Genomic DNA, 22692 nt, shown 5'->3' on the forward strand with positions numbered 1-22692 from the left:
TCCCGGTTCCCGAGGACGGGGAGAGCCCTTCGCATCAGCGATCGATTGCCTCGGTACTCCCGATAAACTCCGCCAAGTCTGGAGCCAGGGGCGCGGTCAGGGTGCAGGTGGTTTGAAGGCGGGGATGGAAAAACTCCAGTTGGTGGCTGTGCAGCGCCTGCCGCTGCAGGATGCTCTGCGGTTGGGGGGTGCGGCGAAACCGGAGGTAGTCGTCGTCGTTCATGGTGTAGAGGGCATCGCCGGCAATGGGATGACCCATGGCCGCCAGATGGACGCGCAACTGGTGGGTCCGGCCGGTCTCAGGGTGCAGCTCGAGGAGTGTGAAATCCCTGGAGAGTTCGCGCACCGTCTTGTAGTGGGTCAGGGCCGTTTTCCCTTCGGCCCGGTCGACGCCGAAACGGGGGACGCGGGAATCCTGGACCGGGCCAAGGGGGAGGTCGATGGTGCCGTGCCCGGGGGTGGGACGCCCGGCGACCACGGCGAGGTAGCGCTTGCCCACCAAACCCTCGGCGAACTGCCGCATCAGCTGCGAAAGGACCGACTTGTCCCGTGCCAGCAACACCAGCCCCGAGGTGTCCGCATCCAGCCGGTTGACCAGGTTGGCCTCCGGGTAAGGGGGCTCATGGACGTGGCGCAGATGGTAGATCAGGTTGGCATGGACGAATTTGCCGCCGCTGTGAACGCGCAATCCCGCGGGCTTGTTGATGCCGAGGAGCCATTCGTCTTCGTAGACGATTGTATAGTCGAAATTGACGATCGGAGCCTCGAAATCGGGCAATTCACAGCGGATGGTGTCGCCCCGGGCAACGGGACAGGTTACGTCCAGGAGGACTCCCTGGCAGGAAATTCGCCCGTCGCGGAGATACTGGCTCCAGGTAGCTTCCGACAGATAGGCAAAGCGGGTCGACAGATACTCCAGTACGCTCAATCCGTTGAACGGGACCGGTACTTTCGATGAAACATTCATAGGCCCCTTTGGCAACGGAAGGGAAAAAACGGCTCTCAACGCGGACGAGTGACTCAGAGCCGTGGAGGGAGTTCGGGACAGATTTTTTCAGGTGCGGCTCGGTTTGTCATAATATTCCGGGACTGAGAGGGTCACATCCAGGTCGATAAGTTTGTCCTGCATAAAGGCTTGGGCATCTTTGAGGGCCTGGTTGTAGATTTGCGGGCCGAGTTCGCGGATGAAAAATTCCATGATCATTTCGGCTTTCAGGTCGCCGATGGAGTCCTCATGCTCCTTCAGGAAGTACGTCTGGATTTTCCTTTTCAGCATCTTGAGATTGTCTTTATTCAGTTCGATCTGCATCCAGCGGCTGCCTTTGTTTAGAGTGGGACCCTGGCCGTTTGCCAACGTTCTGAGGTGTTCGGGGCGTGCTATCCGTCCCGATTAACCGAGCGTTGAATTAAAGATACCGCGTCTCGGTCGGTGGCTCCTTCCAGTTGTCGTTGCGGCCGTCCGTGTAGGTGACGGGGGCGTCGACCAGCTCCTTCTCCGGCACGTCGTCGAGGGAGAGGATATTGACGGCGTAGCCCTTGCCGCCGAAATCCGGCGAATCCGCCCAGCCGAAGGGGTGAATGCCGCAGTGGCGGCAGAAGAGGTGATGGATGACCTTGCGGCCGAATTGATAGTCGGCCAGGTCGGCTTCACCTTTCAACAGCCGGAAGGCCTCCGGCTTGACCATGGCGAGCCAGTTGCGCGACTTGGTGCAGATCGAGCAGTTGCACTTGAACGTTCCCTTGCTCAGGTCGATGTCCGCCTCAAAACGGACCGCTCCGCAGTGGCAGCTCCCTGTGTATGTTTTGGTCATGGCCCGGTCTCCTTTGCAGCGTCCTCATCCCGTTTGGCATCAACGAAAAAGGGCGCGCCGGCGGTCTCCCGGCGATGATGCCGCAGGAAGATTTCAGCGCCGGCACGTCCTCGGCCTCAGGCGTGAATTTCTTTCCTCTGACAGGTGTTGACCCCGAGGAGGTGGCTGATCGGACAGTATCTGAAGACAGCCGTTGCCAGGGGAACGAGCCCTATCAGGCCGAAATAGTTGAGCGGAGTCTCGAGGAGAAAGAGGAGGGACAGTATTGCCACTCCGATGATTGCCCGGATGACGCGTTCGGTTTTTGAACAGACATTGAGTGTCATGGCGAACCTCCTTTCTCTGGATAAGAAGGATTTTTATCTTTCCTTCCTGTCTCCAATATAGCACTTTTGACCTTATGTGGCACCGCGGTGACGAAACCGTCGGAGGTGCAGAGGGGCATAGCCAAAAGGAAGGTTTTTTTGCGGCGGGCCGCAGGCTCAGGGACTCAGGCCTTTTTGACAAACTCCGATTTCAGCATCATCGCGCCGATGCCGTCGATCTTGCAGTCGATGTTGTGGTCCCCATCGACCAGGCGGATGATGCGGACCTTGGTGCCGACCTTGATCACCGATGACGATCCCTTGACCTTGAGATCCTTGATCATCGTGACCAGGTCGCCGTCGGAAAGCTGATTGCCGTGGGCGTCGCGCACCAACAGGGCGTCGTCAGCCTCGGCAGCAGGAGCGCTACCTGACCATTCATGGGAGCATTCGGGGCAGATGAAGAGGTTGCGGTCTTCGTAGGTGTATTCAGAGCCGCACTGCGGGCATTTCGGTAGATCGCTCATAGGATGGCGCTTCCTTTTTTCCGGTTGGTTGGGGTGTCGATCAGCGGTCGAAAAATGGGGTGTTTATCCGGTCAATATATTGAATTAAAATCATTTGCTGGCGACCCTCATCGACTCGGGGTCTCTCCGTCCGTCGCCCAGCGCCTGATGATTTCCTTGTCCTGATTGCCCAGTCGCGCCTCCCGATGCACCAGATAATACTGAAATGGCGGCATCTCCCCCTCGTCGACTTCCTCCCTGATTTCCTTGCGCAGCTTAACCTGTTTCTCCCCGGGGTAATCGCCCCAGTGCGAGAAATTCAGATGTTCCCGCCCCTCATACACATCGTAGGCCAGCATCCAGGAGACGGGCGCGATCCGACTGTACCAGGGCCAGGTGGTCTCATTGGAGTGGCAGTCGAAGCAGGAGCGCTTCAGGATCGCAAGGAACTCCCGGGCCCCTGCAACTTCAGCGGTGACCGGCGGGTTGCGGCGATCGATGGGGACCAGCTGCATGGCGGCGACGAGAACGACCAGGAGGACGAGAATTTTTTTTCGGTTCAGGGGCATCATTTTCTCCTTTCCGGCCGCAGGTGTCAATTTTTAACCCGAGCTTGGATTAAGGGCAAGAAGTTGGATGATAATTTTGTTTGGTTGGCGTCCATACCCAATGATGTTCTGTTCAAGCGATTATCAGCAGGGCCAGATAGGGAACGAGATTGAACGTCAGGAAGAAAATCTTGAACAGGCCGAGGAACCCGTACATAAGCACGTCAAAGGTCTCACGGGGGATCGGAAACCAGATCCTCTGCGTGCGATAGACGAGATCGGGGGCGAACACGCAAAAGCCGATCCACAGAATCAGGATGCTGCCGTTGATGATTGAGCACCACAGGAAGAACGAGGTGAGCGTCCGGATATCCATATTTGTCTCCCTTGCCAAGTTTGCAAATAAATTTTCAGGACCTGCGGATATTATACCTGGCAGCAAATATTATAAATATTAATCAGAGCCGACCACGGAAGGTGCCCGAATTGGCAACATTCTCTGGCCTTTGGCGACGATTATGGTAGGATTGGCCCCGGTGTCGCGGTCCATGGATACCGTCGCAGAGGTTTTGACAGAGCATGGTGCTGTTCCCGAAAAAGAGAGAAAATGTGCCGCTGCCGGAGGAAACTCCTGCGCAGGGGAGGCCATCGGGCGGGGAGCAATCCCCCGCAACAGGAGAAAAACGCGTGGATATCATCGGCATCGACATCGGGTTCGGCTTCACCAAGGCGGTGAAGGACCGGGAGACGATCATCTTCAAATCGATTCTCGGCGAGGCGGCCGAGATTCAGTACACCGAGACGCTCCTCGCCGAGGCGCAGGACGACGAGTTCCTTCACGTGGAGATCGACGGGGTCGCCCACTTCGTCGGCGAACTGGCCGAGCGCCAGAGCAACGTCCGTTTCTTCACCCTCGACCAGGGGCAGTTCGTCAGCCGCTTCGCCCGGGTCCTGGCCCTCACCGCCCTGAGCCGCCTGGCGACTTCCCACATCCCGGTGAACCTGGTGACCGGCCTGCCGATCGGCCATTACCGCCAGCACAAGGAGGCCTTCACCCGCCTGTTGACCGGGCAGCACAAGGTGACGCTGGTCGGCCGCGACGGCTCCCGCGAGGAGAAGTCGATCAACATCAACAAGGTGATGGTGGTCCCCCAGCCCTTCGGCTCCCTCTTCGACACCATGGTGACCGAGGAGGGCAAACTCAAGGACAGGAGTTTTTTGCAGAAGAAGATCGGCGTTATCGACGTCGGTTTCCGTACCTGCGACTATACCGTCTCGGACAAGATGCGCTACAGCGAGCGCGGCAGCCGCACCACCGAGTCCGGGATCGCCCGCGGCTTCAACATCATCGCCACCAAGCTCCGCGAGAAGAGCGGCGTCAACATCGAGCTCTACCGTCTGTACGAGGCGGTGGAGAGGGGCTCGATCAAGATCCGCGGCCAGGAGTTCGAGCTCAAGTCTCTCACCGACCAGGTCTTCAAGCAGCTGGCCACGGCCGTGGCCAACGAGGTCGACCGCCTCTGGGCCGACGACTGGGACATGGATGCGATGATCATCACCGGCGGCGGGGGGAGCGTACTCGAGCCCTTTCTCAAGCCGCAGTTGACCGGCGAACTGATTCCCGCCGAGTTGTCGACCAAAGACCCGCGCTTTCGCAACGTGCGCGGCTACTGGAAATACGGCCGCTACAAGTGGGGGAGCAGCGCGACCTGACCAAGTACCTAACCGATATCAAACGAAAGGGGGGAGCCGACAGCGGCTCCCCCCTTTTTTTTTTTTTCCGAAAAATCGGGGGGGGAAGACGGGGGACGCTTCCCGTGCTTCATATGAAAGGAACAGGAGAAGTGTCCTGAATCTTTTCCATTCCCGTCCCTTGGGAAGAGAATCGGCGAGACTGTTAAAATGTCAAACCCGGAGATGATCCTGTCTTTTAGTTGACCAACATCCGCCATTCGTCCACCCCCAACGCCTCGGCCAGCTTTCTCGCCCGCTCCTTGCCGATGGGGCGTTTGCCGTTTTCCATCTCACTGATGTGGTGCTGCGGGATGCCTGTCAGTGCCGAAAGTTCTTTCTGGGTCAGGTTCTCTCGTGTGCGGTAGGCGCGCAGCGCGATCTGCAATTCCTTGCCGAGATATTCGGGAAAAACCTCGGCGATGGTGTAGGTGTACTCTTCCCCCGCCTCGATGGCGGCGGCGTATTCCCTAATCTTCGGTACGTTGTGGCGGTGAACGCGCAACTGCACCGTGATCATCTCGTCAATAGGGAGCTTTTTCGTGCGTGCCGGCATAGATCACCTCCACCAGTTTGATTTCGTTTCGTTCTTCGCGCCACACCGCCACATAGGTGGGTTTCCCTTTTTTTAGATGACAGTGGTGCAGGTCCGCAGAGAGTTTCGAGTAGTTGGGCCAGTCGCCGCGCACCGGGCCTCCAGCTTCGATTTCACGAACCAGTTGGAAAAGGAGTTCCCGGACACGGTGCGGGAGTTTTTCTTTTTGCTTACGTGATTTACCGGTGAAAACTACAATCCACCCCATACAGAATATCCCTTCCATGGGTATATCGTCAAGTCGTGAGGTTAAATTTAGGGCATTTCCCATGCCTCACATGAGTGGAATTTGGGAAGGGCCCAGAATATTTGTAGGCGTCCCAGATACTCAGGGGGTGACCAGCGCCAGAATGGTTTCCACCGCCGGGCGGTCCGCAGGGCCTTCGCCGACATGGTGCAGGCGCACGATGCCCTCCGGGTCGATGAGGACGTCGCCGCCGCGCTGCATCACGTCCCCTTCCGCCTTGTGGAGTCTCTGGCCTTTGAGCAGTTCCCTGGCGTACGCCCGCCAGGTGCTCGGCCCCCAGACATCCCAGAAGGTCGCGCTGAGTATGTCGTAGCCTCTGTAGAGGTCGCGATTGGCGTCGATGAGCAACGGCCATTCGAGGTCGGTCTCGGCGGCGTAGCTGCGGGCGAAAAAGTCGTTCTCGAAGGTGATGATGGCGACCTTGATCCGGCGGCGGGCGAAATCGGTTTCGTGATCACGCAACTGCGTGATGTGCGCGCGGCAGGGGAGTCAGCCGAGATGGCGGTGGAACATCAGGAGCAGCCAGCTGCCGCGGTAGTCTTCCAGACGATGTTCGACGCCGTTGCTGTCGAAGAGGGCAAAAGGGATGGCTGGTTGACCGGTGAGGTTATTCATCGTCGGGACTCCTGGGCAGGTTGCGGATCGCGTAAGGGGAAGAAGAATAGGGAACCCGGGGGCCGGTCGTGCATGTATGATGGGACAGGGGCCTTGCCGCTCAGGTTGAACATAAGCGCTTCCAATCCTAGAATGAGGCTGTACAACCACAACACAAGAGGAGGTCGAAACAATGATTACAGAAAAACTGCGGGAAGTCCTGAAGCAGGATGGTGTGGTCGCTCTCGCGACATTAGGCCCGGATGGGCCGCATCTGGTCAATACCTGGAACAGCTATATTCGCGTCTCCGACGACGGCCGTTTGCTGATTCCGGCCGGTTACATGCAGCATACCGAGGCCAATATTGCCTTCAACCCGGAGGTGTTAATGACCCTGGGGAGCAGCAAAGTTCAGGGTTTGCACGGACCGGGCGCCGGCTTTTTGATCAAGGGGAAGGCTCGATTCATTACCTCCGGACCGGATTACGATCTGCTCAAGTCCAAGTTCAGCTGGTTGCGAGCCACCCTGGCCGTGACCCCCGAATCAGTGACTCAGACCTGGTAGTTTAAAGGATTCGGGGGAAAAGATCATCTTTCTCCGGATAAACCATTGGGGTCAGCCGCGGACAGAGGAGATGTCTTCTGTCCGCGGCTGGCCCCTTTGCATTTTCTGCGGCCTCAATAGCCCCCCGTCGCGCCGCCGCCGCCGAAGCTGCCGCCACCGGGGCGGAAACCCTCGGCCTCCGGTCCTCTTGTCCCGGGAGCCAGGGGCTGGATCGCCGCCAGGGCCTCGGCATCGAGGCCGTAGAGACACGGCTCGAGGAGGGGCTCGGCGGTGAAGGCTCCCCGGCGCCCGTCGAATCCGGAGCCCAGCCAGCGCATCAGGACAAAGGCCAGCCCGGTCAGGAAGAGCCCGGCGGCCGTCAGCTCTTCGGCCAGGTGCCCGAAGTGAACGTAGTATTTGAGGGTGAGGATGGAGGCGATCCCGGAGAGGACGGCGAACCAGAGGAGGGCGCGGTTCCGGCGGACGATTCCCAGGGCCAGGGCCGCCAGGGGGATGAGGGCGGTGAGCACCGCGCACAGGGGGTCGGTCCAGGGCACTTCATGCGCCCCGGGCGACCATCCGAGCCACTCCCGCCACATAAGGCGGTGGGCGAAGAGGTTCACGTCCAGGTAGATCCCGGCCAATGCTGCGAGGCGCACGGTCTCCAGGCACCAGAGAGAGCCCCGGGGGAGCTTGTCCCGGTGACGGAGGCGCAGGTGGGACCAGCTCCCTGTCGCAAACAGAAGGAGAAAGAGGACGACCCGGGCCAGGTTCGGCTGCTGCCAGTGCAGCGCGTCGGCGAGGTGGAAGGGGAGGGCGGATAGGGCGACCATGCCCCCCAGGGCCGCCAGGGCGTATCCGTAGCGGAGGGCGAGGAGACTGGCGCCGGCAAGGAGGATTCCGTGGGCGGCCAGCCATCCGAGCCTCTCCGCCCCCCCGTCGATCACCGGGATGGCCACCGCCAGGGAAAAAAAGGAGACCGCCAGCAAGAGCAGCGCCTCTTCGGCGCCGCAGCGGTAGAGGCGGCGATCGTGGATGAGCTTGCGATCGGCGACCCAGGCGCAGGCCGGGGCGAAGATCAGGAAGAGGAGGGTCATCCCCAGCTCCTCGACTTCCAGAATCACGGCCGGGAGCGCTATGAGTGCCACCACCCCCAGGGCGGTGAAGAGGGCCAGAAGGATGCGGATGAAAAGGTTCACCCGGACCAGCTCCGGCCGGTAGCGCTTTGCCACGCCCAGGGCCTGCTCCGGGGAGATCAGTCCGGCCTCTTTCCAGCGCCGGGACTCCTCCGTCACCGCCACCCGGCGCTCCCCCATCTCGTAGGGGGCGATCATTCGGCGCTCCGGAAGCGGCGGTGAAAGGCGACCAGAGCCGTCACCAGGGCCGCCGCGGTGACCAGGAAGTAAAGGATGAACCCTTCAATGTCCCAGCGGCTGTTGTCGAGAACGAAGATCGTCACCCCCAGGTAGCCGTAAAGGACGGCGTAAAGGAGGAAGGCGAAGCTTCGCGTCCGCTGGGCGTAGAGGGCGCTGCAGAAGCCGACCACAAGGAGTCCGGCGAAAAAGGCAGGTCCGGCACCCCGGGAGCCGACCCCCGAGACGAGGGCGGCGAGGAGGACGTTGACGCCGAGGTGGAGGTGAACGGGGAGAAAGTGGCGTTTCCACCCGAGCCGGGTCTGGATCGCTCCCGCCGCAACGATCAGGGCACCGAAGACGAGGGCGTTCTCACGCAGGGCGGTGTCCCAGAAACCGGCTCCAAGGAGACTCGTCTTCACGCCGAGCCAGGCGCCGAGGGTGGAAAGAGCCAGGGAGAGGACGAGGCGGTTGTCGAAGTAGTGGGCGGCCAGAAGATAGAGGAGGGCGGAGCCGAGGAGCCACAGGTTCCAGTATTGGGCCAGGAGCTGGTAGCGGAGTTCCAGGTACCCCTGAAGGGTTCCGAGGAGGAGGCACCCGAGGAGGAGGACGTAATCGTAGGCGGCGTCGGGCGCCGGCCGTCTTTCCGGCGAGAAGCCGCCGCCGCGGCGCAGGCAGTAGGCGAAACACCCCGCGCACCCCAGGGCAATGGCCGAGAGAAGGGCGAGGTGGCCGATGGAGGCGAAGTACTTGGCGATCAGGAGGCCGAGGCCGGTGGTCAGGGTCAGGATCCCCGCGTAGAGCAGGAGGCGCAGCTCCCAGTGCACGGAAAAGAGTTCCCGGCCGTAGATCCGGCGCAGCAGCTTGGTCTGGGAGGGGTTCAGAATCCCGCTCCCCTCAAGGTCGTTCAGTGCCTCTTGCACACCTTGCCTCCTCTGGTCATTTTCTGTCGTTTGGCTTTTGGAACCAGGTTTTCTGTTCTATGGATGCCGGAAGCATCATCGTCATACGTATTGACTCTGATAACTTCCCCCAGTTGGCAGGCAGCGTCAATCCCCTCCGGGCCGGTAGAAGGCGACGGCGTTGTCGTGCAGGACCTTCTCCGCCAGGTCCTCCCCCAATACATCCCACACCAGCAGCAGGTCGTCGTCGCTGTAGGGGCGCGGCGCCCGGGTGGAGGGGAGGTCGGTGCCGAAGAGCAGTGCCCCGGGATTGGCCGCGCAGATGGCGCGAAGGGCCTCCTTGACGTCGAAATCGACCCGTCCGAAGCCGGTGGCCTTGATCCGGGCCCCCCTCTCGACCAGGCGCAGCAGGGTGGGGAAGCCGGCCTTCGAAAGCCCCAGGTGGTCGATGCTGAGGGCCGGCAGGGCGGCCAGGGTCTCGAAGAGGTCGGGCAGGTCCCGGGAGTCGACGTACAGCTCCGCATGCCAGCCGGCGACCTCGAACACGCGCCGGGCGAAGTTCTCCAGTTTATCGACCCCTTCCGACCCGCCGCGTTTGAGATTGAAGCGGACGGCCCGCACCCCCGCCGCATCGAGGCGCAGGATTTCCTCATCGGAGACGGAGGCCGGCAGTTGGGTGACACCGACGAAAGCGGGGCCGAGCTGCGCCAGGGCAGCCAACAGGTAGCCCTGGTCGAAGGCCTGAAAAGACCCGGAGACGACCGCTCCTCCGGCCAGCTTGAAGCTGCCTGCAGCACGGAGGTAGTCGTCGCAGCTGAAGTTGTCGGGGAGGTAACCCTGGTTGGGGACGAGGGGAAAGCGGGCATCGATGATGTGGAAGTGGCTGTCGAAAACTTTGCAGGAGGGGGTTTTTCTGTCGGTCATAAAAGTTCATCCCGGGGGAAAGTCAACTAACTCTCTGCCTCGCCTTTTGTCTCCAGCAGTCTCTTGCCATGAACAACGGCGACAATCGTCACTACGCCCCGGGGAGTCTTTCTCAATATATTCGGCAATGGCCTCAACGTCGGCCAAGGCTTGGGGCGACCAAACTACTCGATGAGCCATTTTTTCAGGCGCGCCTCCGCCTCTTCCTGCGTCAGCGTGCCCTGTTCTTCCGCAACCTGAAGGCCATGTTTGATCTTTTCAATGACGTACAGGTGATATTGCACATCTTCCAGGGAACAGTTTTCAGGAAGTTTGTCCAATAGTTCTCTGACCTCATCCTTTGCGGTATTCATCTGTATCGTTCCTTTCAGAAGAGCGCTTGTCCGGACAATCCAAGGGGGGGCAGTTTGAAGGGGACGTCAGGCAACGCTTGCGAAATCATGGGTGGACCGCTAATCCGATTATCCCCGGATGGCAGGAATATTCAAGAGATAAATCGAAGGCCGGCTCTCCGCTTGAATGGTCGTGAAATGGGGATAGAGTGAAACGGGAGGCTTGCCGAAACCGACCGAGCCTGTACTCCGGTGGACATCCTGGACGAATGATCGGGCAAGGACCCGGGAGGCTGGCGGGAATACCACGGCTGTGCAAACGACATGAAAAGGAGAAGGATCATGGCTGCGGGAAAGAGTCCGGCCACGGCGCCGGCAGGAAAGGACCTCGTGATCACGCGCGTCTTCGATGCGCCGCGCCAACGCCTGTGGACGGCCTGGACCGAGCCCGAGCGGTGCATGCGCTGGTGGGGTCCGAAAGGCTTTACGTGCCCGGTCTGCAGGATCGATCTGCGTCCGGGCGGCGCCTATTTCAACTGCATGCGCTCCCCCGAGGGGCAGGACTACTGGAGCACCGGTGTCTACCGGGAAATCGTGCCGCCGAAGCGGCTGGTCTTCACCGATTCCTTCGCGGACGAGCAGGGCAACGTCGTTCCGTCCACCCACTACGGCATGAGTGCCGACTATCCCCTGGAAATGCTGGTGACGGCAACCTTCGAGGACCTGGACGGCCAGACCAGGCTCACCCTGAAGCACGCCGGCCTGCCGTCCGGCGAGGAATTAGAAAACTGCCGGGTTGGCTGGAGCGAGTCCCTCGACAAGCTGGTTGAAGAGTTGGCGAAGGATTGAGGCGAACATTCCTGTTAATTCCAAAACCCTGGATTGGTGGACGACCGGCATTGTTCTTTGGTGTTTTCAAAAAGGAAGGTACGACCTCTCTCGACCTCCCACTCTTCAAAATTCCCAAAACTCAGAGAAATCGAAGGAAAGCTGCCGGTGGTGCTTTATGGCGAGCAGATGGAGTTCATGGTCGCACCGGGAGTAGAGGAGCAGGTAGTCGCCGCGCACCAGTTCGCGCAGGGTGGTCCCGCTGCCGAGTCGCGCCCGGAGGGTCGCAGCCAGGTCGGCGGCCTCGCGGGAGGATGGTCGGCGGCGGAAGAAGTCGCTCCCTAAGTCGGGGAACCGTTCGAGGGCGGGGATGACTTCTTTGAACAGGTCGTCGAGCAGGGCTTCAAATTCGGGTTCGGCGTTGGCTTCGTGCAGAAAAGCTTCGATGGCGTCGAGGTTTTCGACAAAGTGGCGGGTGACGCGAACGGCGGCGTGCTTCATTCGCCGCGGCCATACCGCGACTTGAGCTCGGCCACCGACAGCAGATCGCCCGACTCCACGTCATCCCATCCGCGCGCCACATCCTCCAGCAGGGTGAGGTGGATGTTTTCGCGTTCGAGGCGGTGGTAGTAGTCGAGGCGGTGGGCGGAGATCAGGGCGACGTAAGCCTTGCCGTTGCGGGTGATGATCTTCTCTCGCCCCTGGCAGGCATCCTCGGCCAGTTCCGTCAGCCGGGACCGCATCTCCTTGAGGGGGACGATATCCTTGCTGGTGATCGACATGGCGTCTCCTTGGTTGGGGTTGCACTTATACGTTAACCGATTCGTGCAACTCCGACAAGTACCAATTCCCCCGCTGATCGTTCAGGCGCCTTTTTTCACGTTGACAGGATGTTAAGCATTGTCCGAGTTTATTGCAAAATTAGGACATAGTGTTCAGACTTCCAAGTTGATAAGTCCTTGTTCTAAGTTGGAATCTTGGAAACCTGCCCCCGCCCGTGTCTTGCCTCCCCCCTGCGAAGTAGGGGGGATTGAGGGGGGTCGCCTGGTCCGAAAGGTGTCCGCTTCCATCTTCTGACGGCCCAGTCATCGGATGGGAGCGCAATGACCGAGGAACTCATATACTTATGGGTGTCCCCCAGGCCCAAAAGAACCTGACCCGGCGGCGTTTGCGGATTCAACGGTCTTTGCTAAGATCTAACTATCTAAATTGATTTGATAAACATCTTAAACAATTTCAAGGGACGGAGCTATAATGAATGTCGAAAATTTCTGGTCTCATTACGCCGAAGCCGCCAAAACGGCCTTCGGGTTCTTCTGGAAAGCCGGTTGGGCCTTTGTGCTGGGATATTTCGTCAGCGCCATGATCCAGGCTTTCGTCTCAAAGCGGCGCTTGACCCCGTACATGGGTTCTCTCGATTTCAAAAGCCTTTCTTTGTCGACTTTGTTCGGCGCAATATCTTCTTCATGTTCCTTCGCCGCCCTGGCAACAGCGCGCTCCTTGTTCCAGAAGGGAGCGCATTTCGTGGCGGCGGTCGCCTTCATGTTCGCATCCACCAATCTGGTGATCGAGCTGGGGATTCTCATTCTGATCTTTCTCGGCTGGCAGTTTCTCGCGGCGGAAGTTGTCGGCGGGCTTATGCTCGTCGCCATCAGCAGCCTGCTGATTCACCTGACCTACCCTGAAAAGTGGGTTACTGCGGCCAAGAAAAAGCTCGATGAATCGTCAGATTTTGAGGACGACTTCGACTGGAAAAAGCGCATCCGCAGTCGCATGGGGTGGCATCTGGTGGGGCATAAATTTGTCATGGAATGGAAGATGGTCTGGGAAGAGATCCTTATCGGCTTCACCATCGCCGGTTTTATGGCGGTCTTCGTGCCAGGTAGCCTGTGGGCGAAAATCTTTCTCATCAATGCGGCAGGGACGATGCCGGAATGGTTGCGGGTTTTGGAAAACGCCCTGGTGGCACCGTTTGTCGCCGCCCTTACGTTTATCGGTTCGATGGGAAACATTCCGCTGGCCACCGTACTCAATGCCAACGGCGTGCTGTTCGCCGGTATCATGGGTTTTATCTACTCCGATCTGATGGTGCCGCCGCTGGTGGCGGTCAACGCCAAGTATTACGGCTGGCGGCTGGCGCTCTATATCGCCGGCGTCATGTACATCTCCATCGTCGCTACCACCTTGATCCTGCATTACTTATTCGCTTTTATGGGCATCACCCCGGAGAGCGCCCGCGCGGTTTCTGACGTCGCCCAGTTCAAGATGGATTACACCTTCTGGCTCAATCTGGGATTCGCCGCCGTCACAGGCGGACTGATCTATCTACACCGCCGTCACCTTAAGGAGCACGTCAAGGGTGGGATGGATCACCAAGGCGGACTGACGCTGAAAAGAGTAATCGTCTATCTGTTCATAGCTCTCCTTGCCGGTGGGCTGGCGGCCCAGGTTATGGTCGGCGGGGCAGGATGACCAGTAAAGCGATGGAATCAGGAAAGGAGCCTCACAGTGTATTTTCGTGAAGGCGAAAACTGCTACCGGTTTTCCGGAACGAACCGGATCGCTGTTCTGGTCGATTGTGCGATCTACTATCGAGTCGTCGCCGGAGCTTGCGAATTTGCCCGGCAGGCCATTTATATCCTTGGTTGGGATGTTGACAGCCGGATTCGTCTGCGCCGGGGAGAAGACGGAGATCAGGAGACTTTGGGTCAGTTCCTGGATTGACTGGTGCAGGAAATGCAGGGGGCAAGGTTTCAGGGGTCGGGCAAGGTTTCAGGGGTCGTGTCTCCATTCTTCATATAATGAAGAATGGAGACACGACCCCGTTAACTGAGCCTATTTACTGCACGATTCCAAGCAGGAGTTGGTCGATCGTATTTACCTTGGAATCGAAGAGTTCAACAGAGAGCCGGTCATATTTCGCTGGCGATACAAAATAGACGAACTGGCCAGCGCATAGTTGATATGTTATTAGCAGAACGGACTACTAGTGTCCCGTTTGGTTAGTCCATTCAGATAATTCTGAGGCATTTTGGTCGTTGCTTTTTCCCGCCCCCTTCGTCATTCCTTTCTTTTCACAGTGATCATTCTCGAATATTCCCTTGTCGCCCGGGAATTATTCGCTACGTCACGAGCCATCCTAAGACCTTCGGATATCGCGAGAAGCATCGAAACAGAACCGGCCGAAGCAACCGCGAGGGAAAACATGAAGAAGAACATTTCCCTCGGGTCGAAGATCAGTTTGCCCCATTGGTAGAAATGGACCAGACCCATGATCTCGGTGATGGTCGTGAATGCGGCCAAGAAGGCGAATGCCCCCGAGAGATAGAGGGTGACGGGGTAGGCTGCTTCGTCTCGAGCGTATTCCGGATCCGGACCGAAGCTCAGTCTGAAGCGGATCTTTTCATCCCGTTCCATCTCTTTTTGAATGCCCTCGCATATCGATATTTCAGCTGCTGTTCGTTGCTTGAAGGCAGCTTCCGCCGCTGCGACTCTCTGCACCTTGGCAAAGACTACGCCGCACTTCGGACATGCCACAGCCCCGGTCTCTTGAAAATCAAAACCACACTTCGGACACCTCACCGGTCATCCTCCCTTTGAATTTATAGTCACGTGCAGGGTCAAATCTTGAATCTCAAATTTTTGGATATTTTCAGGTTATTCGGTGGGCAAAGTTGATTTTCAAGATGTGACCTCGGCCGGATTATACTAACGGGTCGTGACGGATATTTGTAATATTCCCGAACTTCCGGAACTGTTTTAGTACATTCTCGACTTGTCGGATCCGGCTTTCGAGATCGCCTCGCAGGACGAAATACGGGATACGCCGCTCTGCCAGGTCCCCGATGATCTGCTTCTGAAACCACTGCCGTTTCTGATCCCCGCTCCGGTCCCAAGTTTCGGCATACGGAATGTCAGTGTCACAAAGAAAATACAGGTCGTAGCGTTTTTCAGCTTCCCGGGCAAGTATGGTCAACATCGGACCGGCGCAACCATGATAATCCTTGGCAAACACATAGGTCGTTATCGGGGACGTGTCGCAGAAAAGATACCGACGACTCAATGCCACCAGCGCATCTTCGCGCCGGTTGTGCTCAGGAGCGATTTCTTCAAACTGCTCCAGCGTAATGCGCCGATCCACATGGTTTTGTAACCAATATTCGCCCCCGTATTCAGGCATCCATTGCGTGTCGTAACGCTCGGCCAGGGCGCTGGTCAGGGTCGTCTTTCCCGTCGATGGTGCCCCCAGGAAACAGGCCTTGACGATAAGGTCCGCATATACCGTGTCGGAAAGAAAAGCCCGGCCAGAATAATAATCGGCGCGCAGTTGCGTTCCACTAATCGGAACCTTTCGCCGCGGTTCATCCACCCTCCGGTCGATGGCATTGAGGGCACGGCTGACATGGTCGCCGTAAAATTCGCTGGAGTAAAAGTGGGTGATCGGAAGACCGTTCAGCTTCTTGAGGATATAGCTTTCCTGGACGCGCATGATTTCCGGCGTGTCACCGTAGCCGTCGGGACCATCCCAGGCTTCAATGACCGTCACGGCTGGATACAGTGACTTTATCCAGTCGGCCCGCACCGGCAACGGAACCTCGATCAGGTCCGAATCATAAATCATCACGATCAGTTCATCGACCTCCGCCAGCGCGGTTTCGATGACCATCTGGTGTCCCTTGTGGAAGGGTGCATATTTCCCCAGCGTCAATCCACGCCGCATACAGGTCCCTTTTAGGCGGCAATCGGTGGACTGTCAGCGCTTGCGCCGACATGCCAGCGCCAGTACCCAAACATTGCATTCACCAGAAAGAGCGACCACATTAAAACCATCAGGTCTCCTGAATTTCCTCCGGCCTGGAAGCGCAAAAACCACATGATGACCGATAGGACATTCAACAGGATATAGAGCAGCCACTGTTCCTTATAGCGCCACATCATCAGAAATGTCGCGAGGATGGATAGCACATTGGTGCTCGCATCGACATACGGCGTATTCTGGCCCGGATTCAAGGCCAGCAACTTGCCCAGCCCGAACATGCTCAACATGCAGATGACTGCGATAACGGTCCGACCCTTCCCCGACAGACTCCGCATCCGGACAGCATGATTGTCCGAGGGATGCCGAACCCACATCAGATATCCGATGACTCCAGTAGGCAAAAAGAACAGGATGTTGAGATACACCTCACCAAAAAGGCCGTTTGTGTAAGCGAGGATTGCGTAAGAGATACTGTTGTACAAACCGAACAGATACCCTTCGCGACGACCGATAGCGATCAGGCCAACGCAGAGAATCCCCGAGAAGAAAATACTCGCGTCGAAAATGGTTTCAGAAAGAAATCCGCACAGAACAGCCCCGACCAAACCAAGGGCAGTCAGCCAAGAAATATCGATGAGATCATATGGTGATTTTTGTTTTGCCATTATTGACTCTATACGAGGAAATGGGTACCGGGTCTACACATTGACAGGCATCTTCGCTGTCAATGTGCAGACCCGGCACTGATGCTATTCTAGCTGGCCTGGTCTGACCCCAGGCACCGACCCTTTGTTGCGAGCTGGATGTCTAAGCGCTAGCGTCATCCCCCTGTGCTTCGCCCGAAGCATAGCCGAGTCAACCGTCCGATGCCACTGGAATTTGCCTCAATAAAGATCATCATCCGCTGACCAAGTGGGTTTTGGTCTTCTCTTTGCTGCATTGGGTCCGTTGGGACATCGCGGGCTCGCGTCTTTCCGCGGGTGCGAGAAGCATTTTGTGTCAATTCGACTTTAAGTAAAGATTAATTGTTGGTGGAAAATGCGGCTGATTGGCCGAAAAAAGATTAATATCGGGTGGTTACTCCCGCTGGCATCATCATTGCTCAGGAAAAAAATAGCGGTACTTGATTGATGGGATCAAGAATTGGCCGCTATTGGGAAATGGGATGAAGTCAGGCCCTTCAACCACAGGAGGACAACATGTCAGAACCATCGCGCAGGGAGTTTTTGAAGACGGGCGTCGGCGTCATCGCCGGGGCCGCATTGGTCGGCGGCGTCGCCTTGACCGGAGCCAAAGAGGCCGAAGCCGCAGTCACCCAACCTTTCGGATACATTCCGCTGGACGTGGAGACGACCCGGCAACTCGGCTACGACGGCTACAAGGGGATCATTATCGACGGCGTCAAACACGCCCATTGCGGCTTCGCCTCCTTCAACGCCATCACCAGTCAACTGAAGGCCCTCGATCCCTATGGCCCCTACGCCAATATTCCGCCGGGGATGATGGACTGGGCGGCCAGCGGCGTCGCCGGTTTTGCCAGCTTTTGCGGGGCGCTTAACGGCGCCTGCGCGGCGGTGGGCCTGATCTGCACCCCGGCGGATGCCAATGGCTTCATCAGCGACCTGTTGACCTGGTACACCGAGACCCTGCTGCCGAGCAACATCGTGGCCCCGACCGGGATTTTGCCGCAAAGTCTCGCCAGGACCACCCTCTGCCACAACTCCGTCACCAATTGGTGTCTCGCTTCCGGCATGGCCAGCGGCTCGCCGGAGCGCTCCGAGCGTTGCGCTCGGCTGGCCGGCGACGTCGCTGCCAAGACCGTCGAGATGCTGAACAACGGCCGCCTCGGCTTGCCGACGCCGGCCAGCAAGACCGTCTGCGTCTCCTGTCACTATACCGGGACGGATTACGCCGCCGGCCAGTTTACCCGCGGCAACGAAGACTGCACGGTCTGTCATACCGGCATCAAGAAGATTCCGGCGGGCGGGCATCGGGGCAAGTCGTAAGCGCACGCCAGAACAGATCCCGTTGTGACAGCAAAGTCCGGCCGGAGGGTTCCTCCAGCCGGACTTTATTTTGCGATTTATCGTGTCTCAGCGCGCCGGGTTGGCGGCGATATCGTTGCTGATAGCCGTCAGGTCCTGTTCACAAGACGCGAAGCTTGGCGAGATCCTCGTAGCCGAATCTTCCGAATTGCAAAATAATTGGGGCATGGGTAAGGCTTCCAGGTTGATAAGTCCTTGTTCCAAGTTGTCTCGATTCGTACAACTCCGACAAGTACCAAATCCCCCGATGATAGTCCATGCGCGTTTTTTCCCGTTGGCAGGAAGTTATGCATCGCCTGAGTTTATTGCAAAATTATAAATGGGGAAGTGTCCGTCATTTTCTCCGGGACAGAAGTATTTGTCGCTCATTAGTGGAAAATAGATCTGCTCCGGTTTTGGTGTCCGGTTTTTGTCCGAGGACATCGAACTCACCAAAAGCAATCCAGTAACTGACCTCACCAGACTCGAGCGTCAAATCGTCACTCCGGAATCACCGGCTCGACGAGCGTCGCAAGCTGGGCGAGGGATTCCTGCCATCCGAGATAGCACATCTCCACCGGAATCGCTTCCGGGAGCCCCTCCTGCACGATGTTCACCTCGGTTCCGCACGACACGGGTTTCAAGGTCACGGTCGTCTCCATCTCGCCGGGGAGGTTCGGATCGTCGAAGCTGTCCGTGTAGCGGATGCGCTCGTTGGGCAACAGTTCACGGTACACGCCGCCGAAGGAATGCCCCTGGCCGGACGAGAAGTTGGTGAATGACATTTTGTAGGTTCCGCCGACTTTGGCATCCAGGTGGTGCACCCTGCAGGTGAATCCGTAAGGCGGAAGCCACTTGGCCATGGAGTCGGCATCGAGAAAGGCACGGTAGACGCGTTCCGGGCTGGCCCGGAGGACGCGGTGAAGTCGGACGGTTCCTTTGGGCATGGTCAAACCTCCTTTACCTTGCAGCGGGGAGGGGGTCGGGTGTGGGTTGTTCACCCCATTCACCAACATTTTACCCCATACCGGCGTCCATTGCTGGCAGTCCCGCTTCCCGATTGCGTCCTCGGGGCCCAAGAGCTGCCTGAGTGCATGGGTCGTCTCAGGGGGCGGGTCGTCTCAGGGGGCGGGTCTCCATTCTTCATATAGTGAAGAATGGAGACACGGCCCCGTTAACGACCCTGATTCAGGAATATGGCACTACATTTCGACATTCAGGGAATTTGATACATACCCAGTATTTCTTTCCAATATCATCACCGGACTTCTTCTCTCTTATTTTCAATTCGCTACCGCATGCCTTGCAGGTATTAGCGGCTATAACTGGATTTGCAGTATTATATTTGGGTGTCGCAGACATATCTTTAGTATTATTATGTTTTTCATTATTAATAGTCTTTACATGCTTTATATGGTCTCTATTTGTTTTGATTGAAGGAGTCAGTCTGCCCGCCTCAATCTTGTTAACTATCTCTCTCACGTTTTCAACAGGCAAAACAAGCCTAGTCTTTGATTTTATAAATTTAATATAACCGATACCATGAGTAACGTTTTCAGGCATATTTGTTTTAAATGTACTTTCACCAACAAAAACAATCAGTGAATGTATTTGGTTCTCACTTAAGCCCAGGAGTGATTGCAAGGTTTTCACATGCTTGTAATTTTGACGCAATGGATTTTGAAATTTACTCTTATATTTAAAAATTTGTTGTGTCCATGTACTCTGATTGGGACCACCAAAAATCCATCCCTTCATATTTTTGGTTTCAACAACAAAAATGCCGTATTTTGAAACAATGACATGATCAATTTGAGTAGTTCCGTCCTCCGTTGGCATCGTGACGTTCTTTATAAGATGATACTCATTTTTATCAAGCATCAACTTTGCTGCAACATTTACAATAAACTCACCCATCACACCCTTGAACCAGGGTGATTTCATTAAAACAGCAATAATAATAATTAGTATAAAGAATATCATCCTTGAGCCTTTCTATTTTAACATCGGCCTGAGGACGGATTTCTAAGCGATCAAGCAACAACGTCCGCCGGGACATTCCCTAGAGACGGGCGATGATGTCGCCGGCGGTCACTACCTCGGCAAAGAGTGAGCCGAGGGCCGCAAGGTAGGCGGTCTGGACCTGTTCGGCGGCGACCCTTTGTTCGGCGAAGGCGAGGTCGCGGGTGGCACAGGCGTCGTGGGCGAGGGTGCACGAGAGGCCGAGGTCGAAGGCGGCTCGCACCGTCGTGTCGACGCACATGTGGGTCATCATCCCCGCGATGACCAGGGCCGTTATCCCGTTTTCCTCCAAGTAGGGAAGGAGGGGGGTGTCGCGGAAACTGTTGGGGAAGTGCTTGGTAAAGATCGGCTCACCCTCTGTCGGGGCGACGCAGGGATGGATTTCGGCTCCGGGGGTCTCCGGGAGAAAGAAGGTTGCGCCGGGCCTCGTATTGAGATGCTGAATGTGGATGATCGGCAGATCCCTGGCGCGGAAGGCGCCGAGGAGCTCCTCGGCCTTCCCTCCAGCCGCGAGGCTGTCGCTGAGCTCCATCGCCCCGCCGGGAAAGTAGTCGTTCTGGATGTCGATGATCAACAGTGCCTGGGCCACGGGAACCTCCGGAATAGAAAATTTGGGTTGAGCGGGGTCTAAAAAGGGAAGCTCCTTGCCTTGGGAAAGGTTCTCTCTTGAGGGCTCATCTGTTGGTGAGGACGTATTAAACAATTAAACAACGTGGGCACGTCCCTGGGCACCTTTACCTAATCATCAACCTTCCGTTCAAAACAGGTACCGAACGCCCAAAAGGTAGACCTGGCCAACAAAATTATCCTCAACGACTTCAGCAGAAGAGGATCTGGAGAATTCCATTCCAATAGAGGTCCGTTCATAACTGACCGTTCCCAGCAGATGCTCTCCGAGACGAACCGAGGTGCCGAGCTGTAATTTCAGAAGTGCTCCAGAGTCAATATCATCGAGAATCCGCCCGACAACGGGGGCCTGAACATTGTCAAATTCGATCCGGCCGACACCAATCCCGAGCCCCAACCAGGGTGTTACGGTATGGAGGATTTCATATTCAAAACAGGCATTGAGGACAAGATTTTTCATTGTCACTTCGCCGCTACCATCAACCGAAGACGAATTCAGGAGCACCTGACCGACATCATTTTTGTACTGTATCGCTTCGAGATCGAGCCGGAACCATCCGAAGTCGTAACCACCGTTGACGGCTAGTGCCATTCCGTCGTCATGCTGGATAGTTGTCTGGGTAGAGACAGAGAGGTCGTCTATCCGACTTACCCCGCCTGCGACGCCGGCGTACCATCCTTTAGCCATGGCCGCGCAGGGCGCTAACGACAACAGTGCAAGGGTCAGCACAAGGGTAAATCTGATTTTTTTCATAGGTCTCTCCAGAATATTTAGGGAAAGGCAACAGGGTCAGGCAACAGGCTTCCAAATTGCCAAGTTTAAGGGCCAGTAAAAGGAACGCTCAGGGGGCAAGCTTGACTAATGGGGAATTGCCTCCCCCACCATGTTCCGAGTACTTTTCATCTATCCGGAAATAGGCCCAACAATCAGCAGAATCCGCACCTTCATCTCCCCACTGAACTCCTCCAAATCGTCAGCCCCGATCATCTTGTGCCGAACCATCAGGCACAGGTACATTTCCATTTTCGACCGGGAATGACCGTCGAGGCAGTCGACCAGAATCCGGGCCACGCCTTTGATTTTCTTTTCCGCTTCCCAGAACTGCTCGGTCGGCGTTTTCTTCCCCTCGGCGAACAGGGCGGCGATCAGCTGGTTCTGCCTGGCGAGATAGCGTTCCCGCCACTCCGGGACGCGCTTGCGGAAGGTCTTCCAGTCGGATTCCAGGGGCTTGTTTATCATCGTTCCCTCAGCTTCTATGCTCCTTTTTCAACTGCCTTGGAAAACTAGGAATGCTTCTCGTAATTTTCCGGTTTCTCATGAACCGCACTTGAACTCGGTACCGATTTGACATAAAGAGTCTCCGGTGCAATATCCAGATCGTTCGGCCAGCAGACCGTGTCGCAGGCTACATAGGCCCGCTCGAACAGGGCCTGATCCTTCAGTTGGCGAAAAACTCCCTTGTCCAGATAGGGTCGAACATCAAACAGACGTACCTCTCCCGTACTGAACTCGATTTCCAGATGATAATTTTCCCGAGGTATGACACGGACAACTGTGATTGTCGGCATAACCGAAACTCCCTCCTGGTGCACAAATCCTCCAGCAATTCTTGAATGAAAAAGGGACGGCTGATTTCTCAACCTGTATCAAGGGTCATCCCTGCCGTGTAGTCGGCAATCCTCTCCATCCACTCCAGAATGTCCTGGATTCTGAATCGCCAGTCTCTAGACGGCATGCACCGATTCCCGAAGAATTTTCTCACGCAGTTGTGGTTTGAGCGCATCCGGAGTGACCAGGTCGACCGACTGGCCGAGGGTTTTTTCGAGGTAGTTTTTCAACCGAACGAATTCGAACAGGCCACCAACCCGCTCGAATTCGACCAGGATGTCGATATCGCTGTCTGGCCGTTCTTCGCCCCGGACGACCGAACCGAACAGGGAAAGGGAACGGACACCGAAGGCGTCAAGTTCTTCTTTGTGTTCGCTGAGTCTTTGAATGATTTGTGCTCGGTTCATAGGACACTCCGATGAGTGGGAACTG

The 22692-nt window shown here is 56.9% G+C and carries 32 protein-coding genes; 6 read left to right on the forward strand and 26 right to left on the reverse strand.

Annotated elements, in window-relative coordinates:
• Positions 1 to 34 precede the first annotated feature (34 nt).
• From DSOUD_RS07510 to DSOUD_RS07540, 7 genes are all read right to left on the reverse strand, one after another.
• A complete protein-coding gene (locus DSOUD_RS07510) occupies positions 35 to 967 on the reverse strand; it encodes an RluA family pseudouridine synthase (protein WP_053550427.1) in 933 nt (310 codons plus the stop codon).
• Between the two features lie 87 nt (positions 968 to 1054).
• Positions 1055 to 1309 (reverse strand): DUF2164 domain-containing protein, encoded by a 255-nt coding sequence (locus tag DSOUD_RS07515; protein WP_053550428.1) that lies wholly within the window; start codon positions 1307 to 1309, stop codon positions 1055 to 1057.
• 97 nt (positions 1310 to 1406) lie between these two features.
• Positions 1407 to 1811, reverse strand: coding sequence for a GFA family protein (locus DSOUD_RS07520; RefSeq protein WP_053550429.1), 405 nt, complete (start codon positions 1809 to 1811; stop codon positions 1407 to 1409).
• A 116-nt stretch (positions 1812 to 1927) separates the two neighbouring features.
• Complete coding sequence (locus DSOUD_RS07525) at positions 1928 to 2137, reverse strand: YgaP family membrane protein (RefSeq protein WP_053550430.1); 210 nt, start codon at positions 2135 to 2137, stop codon at positions 1928 to 1930.
• A gap of 164 nt (positions 2138 to 2301) precedes the next feature.
• Entirely contained in the window at positions 2302 to 2643 is a 342-nt protein-coding gene (locus tag DSOUD_RS07530) for a zinc ribbon domain-containing protein YjdM (RefSeq protein ID WP_053550431.1), read from the reverse strand.
• Between the two features lie 107 nt (positions 2644 to 2750).
• Complete coding sequence (locus tag DSOUD_RS07535) at positions 2751 to 3191, reverse strand: heme-binding domain-containing protein (RefSeq protein WP_053550432.1); 441 nt, start codon at positions 3189 to 3191, stop codon at positions 2751 to 2753.
• A 112-nt stretch (positions 3192 to 3303) separates the two neighbouring features.
• On the reverse strand, positions 3304 to 3546 hold the full coding sequence (locus DSOUD_RS07540; protein ID WP_053550433.1) for a DUF6868 family protein: 243 nt from the start codon (positions 3544 to 3546) through the stop codon (positions 3304 to 3306).
• A 311-nt stretch (positions 3547 to 3857) separates the two neighbouring features.
• On the opposite strand from DSOUD_RS07540, the gene DSOUD_RS07545 reads away from it, so the two are divergent.
• Entirely contained in the window at positions 3858 to 4883 is a 1026-nt protein-coding gene (locus DSOUD_RS07545) for a ParM/StbA family protein (RefSeq protein ID WP_053550434.1), read from the forward strand.
• 217 nt (positions 4884 to 5100) lie between these two features.
• On the opposite strand, the gene DSOUD_RS07550 is transcribed toward DSOUD_RS07545, so the two are convergent.
• The 3 genes from DSOUD_RS07550 to DSOUD_RS07560 all read right to left on the reverse strand — a co-directional run bounded on the left by DSOUD_RS07550 (position 5101) and on the right by DSOUD_RS07560 (position 6358).
• Complete coding sequence (locus DSOUD_RS07550; protein WP_053550435.1) at positions 5101 to 5457, reverse strand: helix-turn-helix domain-containing protein; 357 nt, start codon at positions 5455 to 5457, stop codon at positions 5101 to 5103.
• Positions 5426 to 5704: a hypothetical protein gene (locus DSOUD_RS07555; RefSeq protein ID WP_053550436.1), complete on the reverse strand. Its 279-nt coding sequence runs from the start codon at positions 5702 to 5704 to the stop codon at positions 5426 to 5428. Before DSOUD_RS07555 ends, DSOUD_RS07550 begins: the two co-directional genes overlap by 32 nt.
• Positions 5705 to 5824: 120 nt before the next feature.
• A complete protein-coding gene (locus DSOUD_RS07560; RefSeq protein WP_241392852.1) occupies positions 5825 to 6358 on the reverse strand; it encodes a SelL-related redox protein in 534 nt (177 codons plus the stop codon).
• A gap of 172 nt (positions 6359 to 6530) precedes the next feature.
• On the opposite strand from DSOUD_RS07560, the gene DSOUD_RS07565 reads away from it, so the two are divergent.
• Positions 6531 to 6902 (forward strand): pyridoxamine 5'-phosphate oxidase family protein, encoded by a 372-nt coding sequence (locus DSOUD_RS07565; RefSeq protein WP_053550438.1) that lies wholly within the window; start codon positions 6531 to 6533, stop codon positions 6900 to 6902.
• A 113-nt stretch (positions 6903 to 7015) separates the two neighbouring features.
• Here the strand turns inward: DSOUD_RS07565 and DSOUD_RS07570 are convergent, their stop codons facing one another.
• From DSOUD_RS07570 to DSOUD_RS07585, 4 genes are all read right to left on the reverse strand, one after another.
• Positions 7016 to 8215, reverse strand: a complete 1200-nt coding sequence (locus tag DSOUD_RS07570; RefSeq protein ID WP_053550439.1) for a hypothetical protein — start codon at positions 8213 to 8215, stop codon at positions 7016 to 7018.
• Entirely contained in the window at positions 8212 to 9156 is a 945-nt protein-coding gene (locus tag DSOUD_RS07575) for a DUF2157 domain-containing protein (RefSeq protein ID WP_053550440.1), read from the reverse strand. The genes DSOUD_RS07570 and DSOUD_RS07575 overlap by 4 nt, the downstream gene beginning before the upstream one ends.
• 126 nt (positions 9157 to 9282) lie before the next feature.
• Positions 9283 to 10059 (reverse strand): amidohydrolase family protein, encoded by a 777-nt coding sequence (locus DSOUD_RS07580; RefSeq protein WP_053550441.1) that lies wholly within the window; start codon positions 10057 to 10059, stop codon positions 9283 to 9285.
• Between the two features lie 164 nt (positions 10060 to 10223).
• Positions 10224 to 10412: a hypothetical protein gene (locus DSOUD_RS07585; RefSeq protein WP_053550442.1), complete on the reverse strand. Its 189-nt coding sequence runs from the start codon at positions 10410 to 10412 to the stop codon at positions 10224 to 10226.
• Positions 10413 to 10733: 321 nt separating this feature from the next.
• Here DSOUD_RS07585 and DSOUD_RS07590 point away from each other — a divergent pair, with 321 nt between their 5' ends.
• Positions 10734 to 11240 carry an SRPBCC family protein gene (locus tag DSOUD_RS07590; RefSeq protein ID WP_053550443.1) on the forward strand — a complete coding sequence of 169 codons (507 nt, stop codon included), beginning with the start codon at positions 10734 to 10736 and terminating at the stop codon, positions 11238 to 11240.
• Positions 11241 to 11345: 105 nt separating this feature from the next.
• Here the strand turns inward: DSOUD_RS07590 and DSOUD_RS07595 are convergent, their stop codons facing one another.
• On the reverse strand, positions 11346 to 11720 hold the full coding sequence (locus DSOUD_RS07595; protein ID WP_053550444.1) for a type II toxin-antitoxin system RelE/ParE family toxin: 375 nt from the start codon (positions 11718 to 11720) through the stop codon (positions 11346 to 11348).
• A complete protein-coding gene (locus DSOUD_RS07600) occupies positions 11717 to 12001 on the reverse strand; it encodes a type II toxin-antitoxin system Phd/YefM family antitoxin (RefSeq protein WP_053550445.1) in 285 nt (94 codons plus the stop codon). The genes DSOUD_RS07595 and DSOUD_RS07600 overlap by 4 nt, the downstream gene beginning before the upstream one ends.
• Positions 12002 to 12473: 472 nt before the next feature.
• Between DSOUD_RS07600 and DSOUD_RS07605 the strand changes: the two genes are divergently transcribed.
• Positions 12474 to 13691, forward strand: a complete 1218-nt coding sequence (locus tag DSOUD_RS07605; protein ID WP_053550446.1) for a permease — start codon at positions 12474 to 12476, stop codon at positions 13689 to 13691.
• 36 nt (positions 13692 to 13727) lie between these two features.
• On the forward strand, positions 13728 to 13943 hold the full coding sequence (locus DSOUD_RS07610; RefSeq protein WP_053550447.1) for a phospholipase D-like domain-containing protein: 216 nt from the start codon (positions 13728 to 13730) through the stop codon (positions 13941 to 13943).
• Positions 13944 to 14279: 336 nt separating this feature from the next.
• Here DSOUD_RS07610 and DSOUD_RS07615 read toward each other — a convergent pair whose 3' ends face one another.
• The 3 genes from DSOUD_RS07615 to pnuC all read right to left on the reverse strand — a co-directional run bounded on the left by DSOUD_RS07615 (position 14280) and on the right by pnuC (position 16643).
• On the reverse strand, positions 14280 to 14801 hold the full coding sequence (locus DSOUD_RS07615; protein ID WP_053550448.1) for a hypothetical protein: 522 nt from the start codon (positions 14799 to 14801) through the stop codon (positions 14280 to 14282).
• Between the two features lie 121 nt (positions 14802 to 14922).
• Complete coding sequence (locus DSOUD_RS07620; protein ID WP_053550449.1) at positions 14923 to 15939, reverse strand: AAA family ATPase; 1017 nt, start codon at positions 15937 to 15939, stop codon at positions 14923 to 14925.
• Between the two features lie 11 nt (positions 15940 to 15950).
• Positions 15951 to 16643: a nicotinamide riboside transporter PnuC gene (gene pnuC / locus DSOUD_RS07625; RefSeq protein WP_053550450.1), complete on the reverse strand. Its 693-nt coding sequence runs from the start codon at positions 16641 to 16643 to the stop codon at positions 15951 to 15953.
• A gap of 534 nt (positions 16644 to 17177) precedes the next feature.
• On the opposite strand from pnuC, the gene DSOUD_RS07630 reads away from it, so the two are divergent.
• Positions 17178 to 17984 (forward strand): C-GCAxxG-C-C family (seleno)protein, encoded by an 807-nt coding sequence (locus tag DSOUD_RS07630; protein WP_082351132.1) that lies wholly within the window; start codon positions 17178 to 17180, stop codon positions 17982 to 17984.
• A 518-nt stretch (positions 17985 to 18502) separates the two neighbouring features.
• Here the strand turns inward: DSOUD_RS07630 and DSOUD_RS07635 are convergent.
• The 7 genes from DSOUD_RS07635 to DSOUD_RS07660 form a co-directional block, all read right to left on the reverse strand.
• On the reverse strand, positions 18503 to 18949 hold the full coding sequence (locus tag DSOUD_RS07635; RefSeq protein ID WP_053550452.1) for an SRPBCC family protein: 447 nt from the start codon (positions 18947 to 18949) through the stop codon (positions 18503 to 18505).
• 241 nt (positions 18950 to 19190) lie between these two features.
• Positions 19191 to 19985, reverse strand: a complete 795-nt coding sequence (locus DSOUD_RS17780; RefSeq protein WP_082351133.1) for an NERD domain-containing protein — start codon at positions 19983 to 19985, stop codon at positions 19191 to 19193.
• A gap of 79 nt (positions 19986 to 20064) precedes the next feature.
• On the reverse strand, positions 20065 to 20613 hold the full coding sequence (locus tag DSOUD_RS07640) for a cysteine hydrolase family protein (protein WP_053550453.1): 549 nt from the start codon (positions 20611 to 20613) through the stop codon (positions 20065 to 20067).
• A gap of 168 nt (positions 20614 to 20781) precedes the next feature.
• Positions 20782 to 21405 carry an outer membrane protein gene (locus DSOUD_RS07645; protein WP_053550454.1) on the reverse strand — a complete coding sequence of 208 codons (624 nt, stop codon included), beginning with the start codon at positions 21403 to 21405 and terminating at the stop codon, positions 20782 to 20784.
• Positions 21406 to 21555: 150 nt separating this feature from the next.
• Positions 21556 to 21891 (reverse strand): hypothetical protein, encoded by a 336-nt coding sequence (locus tag DSOUD_RS07650; RefSeq protein ID WP_053550455.1) that lies wholly within the window; start codon positions 21889 to 21891, stop codon positions 21556 to 21558.
• 44 nt (positions 21892 to 21935) lie between these two features.
• Positions 21936 to 22220 (reverse strand): DUF2442 domain-containing protein, encoded by a 285-nt coding sequence (locus tag DSOUD_RS07655; protein WP_053550456.1) that lies wholly within the window; start codon positions 22218 to 22220, stop codon positions 21936 to 21938.
• A gap of 156 nt (positions 22221 to 22376) precedes the next feature.
• Positions 22377 to 22667 (reverse strand): nucleotidyltransferase family protein, encoded by a 291-nt coding sequence (locus tag DSOUD_RS07660; protein WP_053550457.1) that lies wholly within the window; start codon positions 22665 to 22667, stop codon positions 22377 to 22379.
• Positions 22668 to 22692 lie beyond the last annotated feature (25 nt).

It is taken from the genome of Desulfuromonas soudanensis, from assembly GCF_001278055.1.
GTDB lineage: Bacteria > Desulfobacterota > Desulfuromonadia > Desulfuromonadales > WTL > Deferrimonas > Deferrimonas soudanensis.

Excerpts from the sequence above, each read along its gene's own strand:
- DSOUD_RS07510 (WP_053550427.1), bottom strand. The coding sequence starts at position 967 with ATGAATGTTTCATCGAAAGTACCGGTCCCGTTCAACGGATTGAGCGTA.
- DSOUD_RS07515 (WP_053550428.1), bottom strand. The coding sequence starts at position 1,309 with ATGCAGATCGAACTGAATAAAGACAATCTCAAGATGCTGAAAAGGAAA.
- DSOUD_RS07520 (WP_053550429.1), bottom strand. The coding sequence starts at position 1,811 with ATGACCAAAACATACACAGGGAGCTGCCACTGCGGAGCGGTCCGTTTT.
- DSOUD_RS07525 (WP_053550430.1), bottom strand. The coding sequence starts at position 2,137 with ATGACACTCAATGTCTGTTCAAAAACCGAACGCGTCATCCGGGCAATC.
- DSOUD_RS07530 (WP_053550431.1), bottom strand. The coding sequence starts at position 2,643 with ATGAGCGATCTACCGAAATGCCCGCAGTGCGGCTCTGAATACACCTAC.
- DSOUD_RS07535 (WP_053550432.1), bottom strand. The coding sequence starts at position 3,191 with ATGCCCCTGAACCGAAAAAAAATTCTCGTCCTCCTGGTCGTTCTCGTC.
- DSOUD_RS07540 (WP_053550433.1), bottom strand. The coding sequence starts at position 3,546 with ATGGATATCCGGACGCTCACCTCGTTCTTCCTGTGGTGCTCAATCATC.
- DSOUD_RS07550 (WP_053550435.1), bottom strand. The coding sequence starts at position 5,457 with ATGCCGGCACGCACGAAAAAGCTCCCTATTGACGAGATGATCACGGTG.
- DSOUD_RS07555 (WP_053550436.1), bottom strand. The coding sequence starts at position 5,704 with ATGGGGTGGATTGTAGTTTTCACCGGTAAATCACGTAAGCAAAAAGAA.
- DSOUD_RS07565 (WP_053550438.1), top strand. The coding sequence starts at position 6,531 with ATGATTACAGAAAAACTGCGGGAAGTCCTGAAGCAGGATGGTGTGGTC.
- DSOUD_RS07570 (WP_053550439.1), bottom strand. The coding sequence starts at position 8,215 with ATGATCGCCCCCTACGAGATGGGGGAGCGCCGGGTGGCGGTGACGGAG.
- DSOUD_RS07580 (WP_053550441.1), bottom strand. The coding sequence starts at position 10,059 with ATGACCGACAGAAAAACCCCCTCCTGCAAAGTTTTCGACAGCCACTTC.
- DSOUD_RS07585 (WP_053550442.1), bottom strand. The coding sequence starts at position 10,412 with ATGAATACCGCAAAGGATGAGGTCAGAGAACTATTGGACAAACTTCCT.
- DSOUD_RS07590 (WP_053550443.1), top strand. The coding sequence starts at position 10,734 with ATGGCTGCGGGAAAGAGTCCGGCCACGGCGCCGGCAGGAAAGGACCTC.
- DSOUD_RS07595 (WP_053550444.1), bottom strand. The coding sequence starts at position 11,720 with ATGAAGCACGCCGCCGTTCGCGTCACCCGCCACTTTGTCGAAAACCTC.
- DSOUD_RS07600 (WP_053550445.1), bottom strand. The coding sequence starts at position 12,001 with ATGTCGATCACCAGCAAGGATATCGTCCCCCTCAAGGAGATGCGGTCC.
- DSOUD_RS07605 (WP_053550446.1), top strand. The coding sequence starts at position 12,474 with ATGAATGTCGAAAATTTCTGGTCTCATTACGCCGAAGCCGCCAAAACG.
- DSOUD_RS07620 (WP_053550449.1), bottom strand. The coding sequence starts at position 15,939 with ATGCGGCGTGGATTGACGCTGGGGAAATATGCACCCTTCCACAAGGGA.
- pnuC (WP_053550450.1), bottom strand. The coding sequence starts at position 16,643 with ATGGCAAAACAAAAATCACCATATGATCTCATCGATATTTCTTGGCTG.
- DSOUD_RS07630 (WP_082351132.1), top strand. The coding sequence starts at position 17,178 with ATGTCAGAACCATCGCGCAGGGAGTTTTTGAAGACGGGCGTCGGCGTC.
- DSOUD_RS07635 (WP_053550452.1), bottom strand. The coding sequence starts at position 18,949 with ATGCCCAAAGGAACCGTCCGACTTCACCGCGTCCTCCGGGCCAGCCCG.
- DSOUD_RS17780 (WP_082351133.1), bottom strand. The coding sequence starts at position 19,985 with ATGATATTCTTTATACTAATTATTATTATTGCTGTTTTAATGAAATCA.
- DSOUD_RS07645 (WP_053550454.1), bottom strand. The coding sequence starts at position 21,405 with ATGAAAAAAATCAGATTTACCCTTGTGCTGACCCTTGCACTGTTGTCG.
- DSOUD_RS07650 (WP_053550455.1), bottom strand. The coding sequence starts at position 21,891 with ATGATAAACAAGCCCCTGGAATCCGACTGGAAGACCTTCCGCAAGCGC.
- DSOUD_RS07655 (WP_053550456.1), bottom strand. The coding sequence starts at position 22,220 with ATGCCGACAATCACAGTTGTCCGTGTCATACCTCGGGAAAATTATCAT.
- DSOUD_RS07660 (WP_053550457.1), bottom strand. The coding sequence starts at position 22,667 with ATGAACCGAGCACAAATCATTCAAAGACTCAGCGAACACAAAGAAGAA.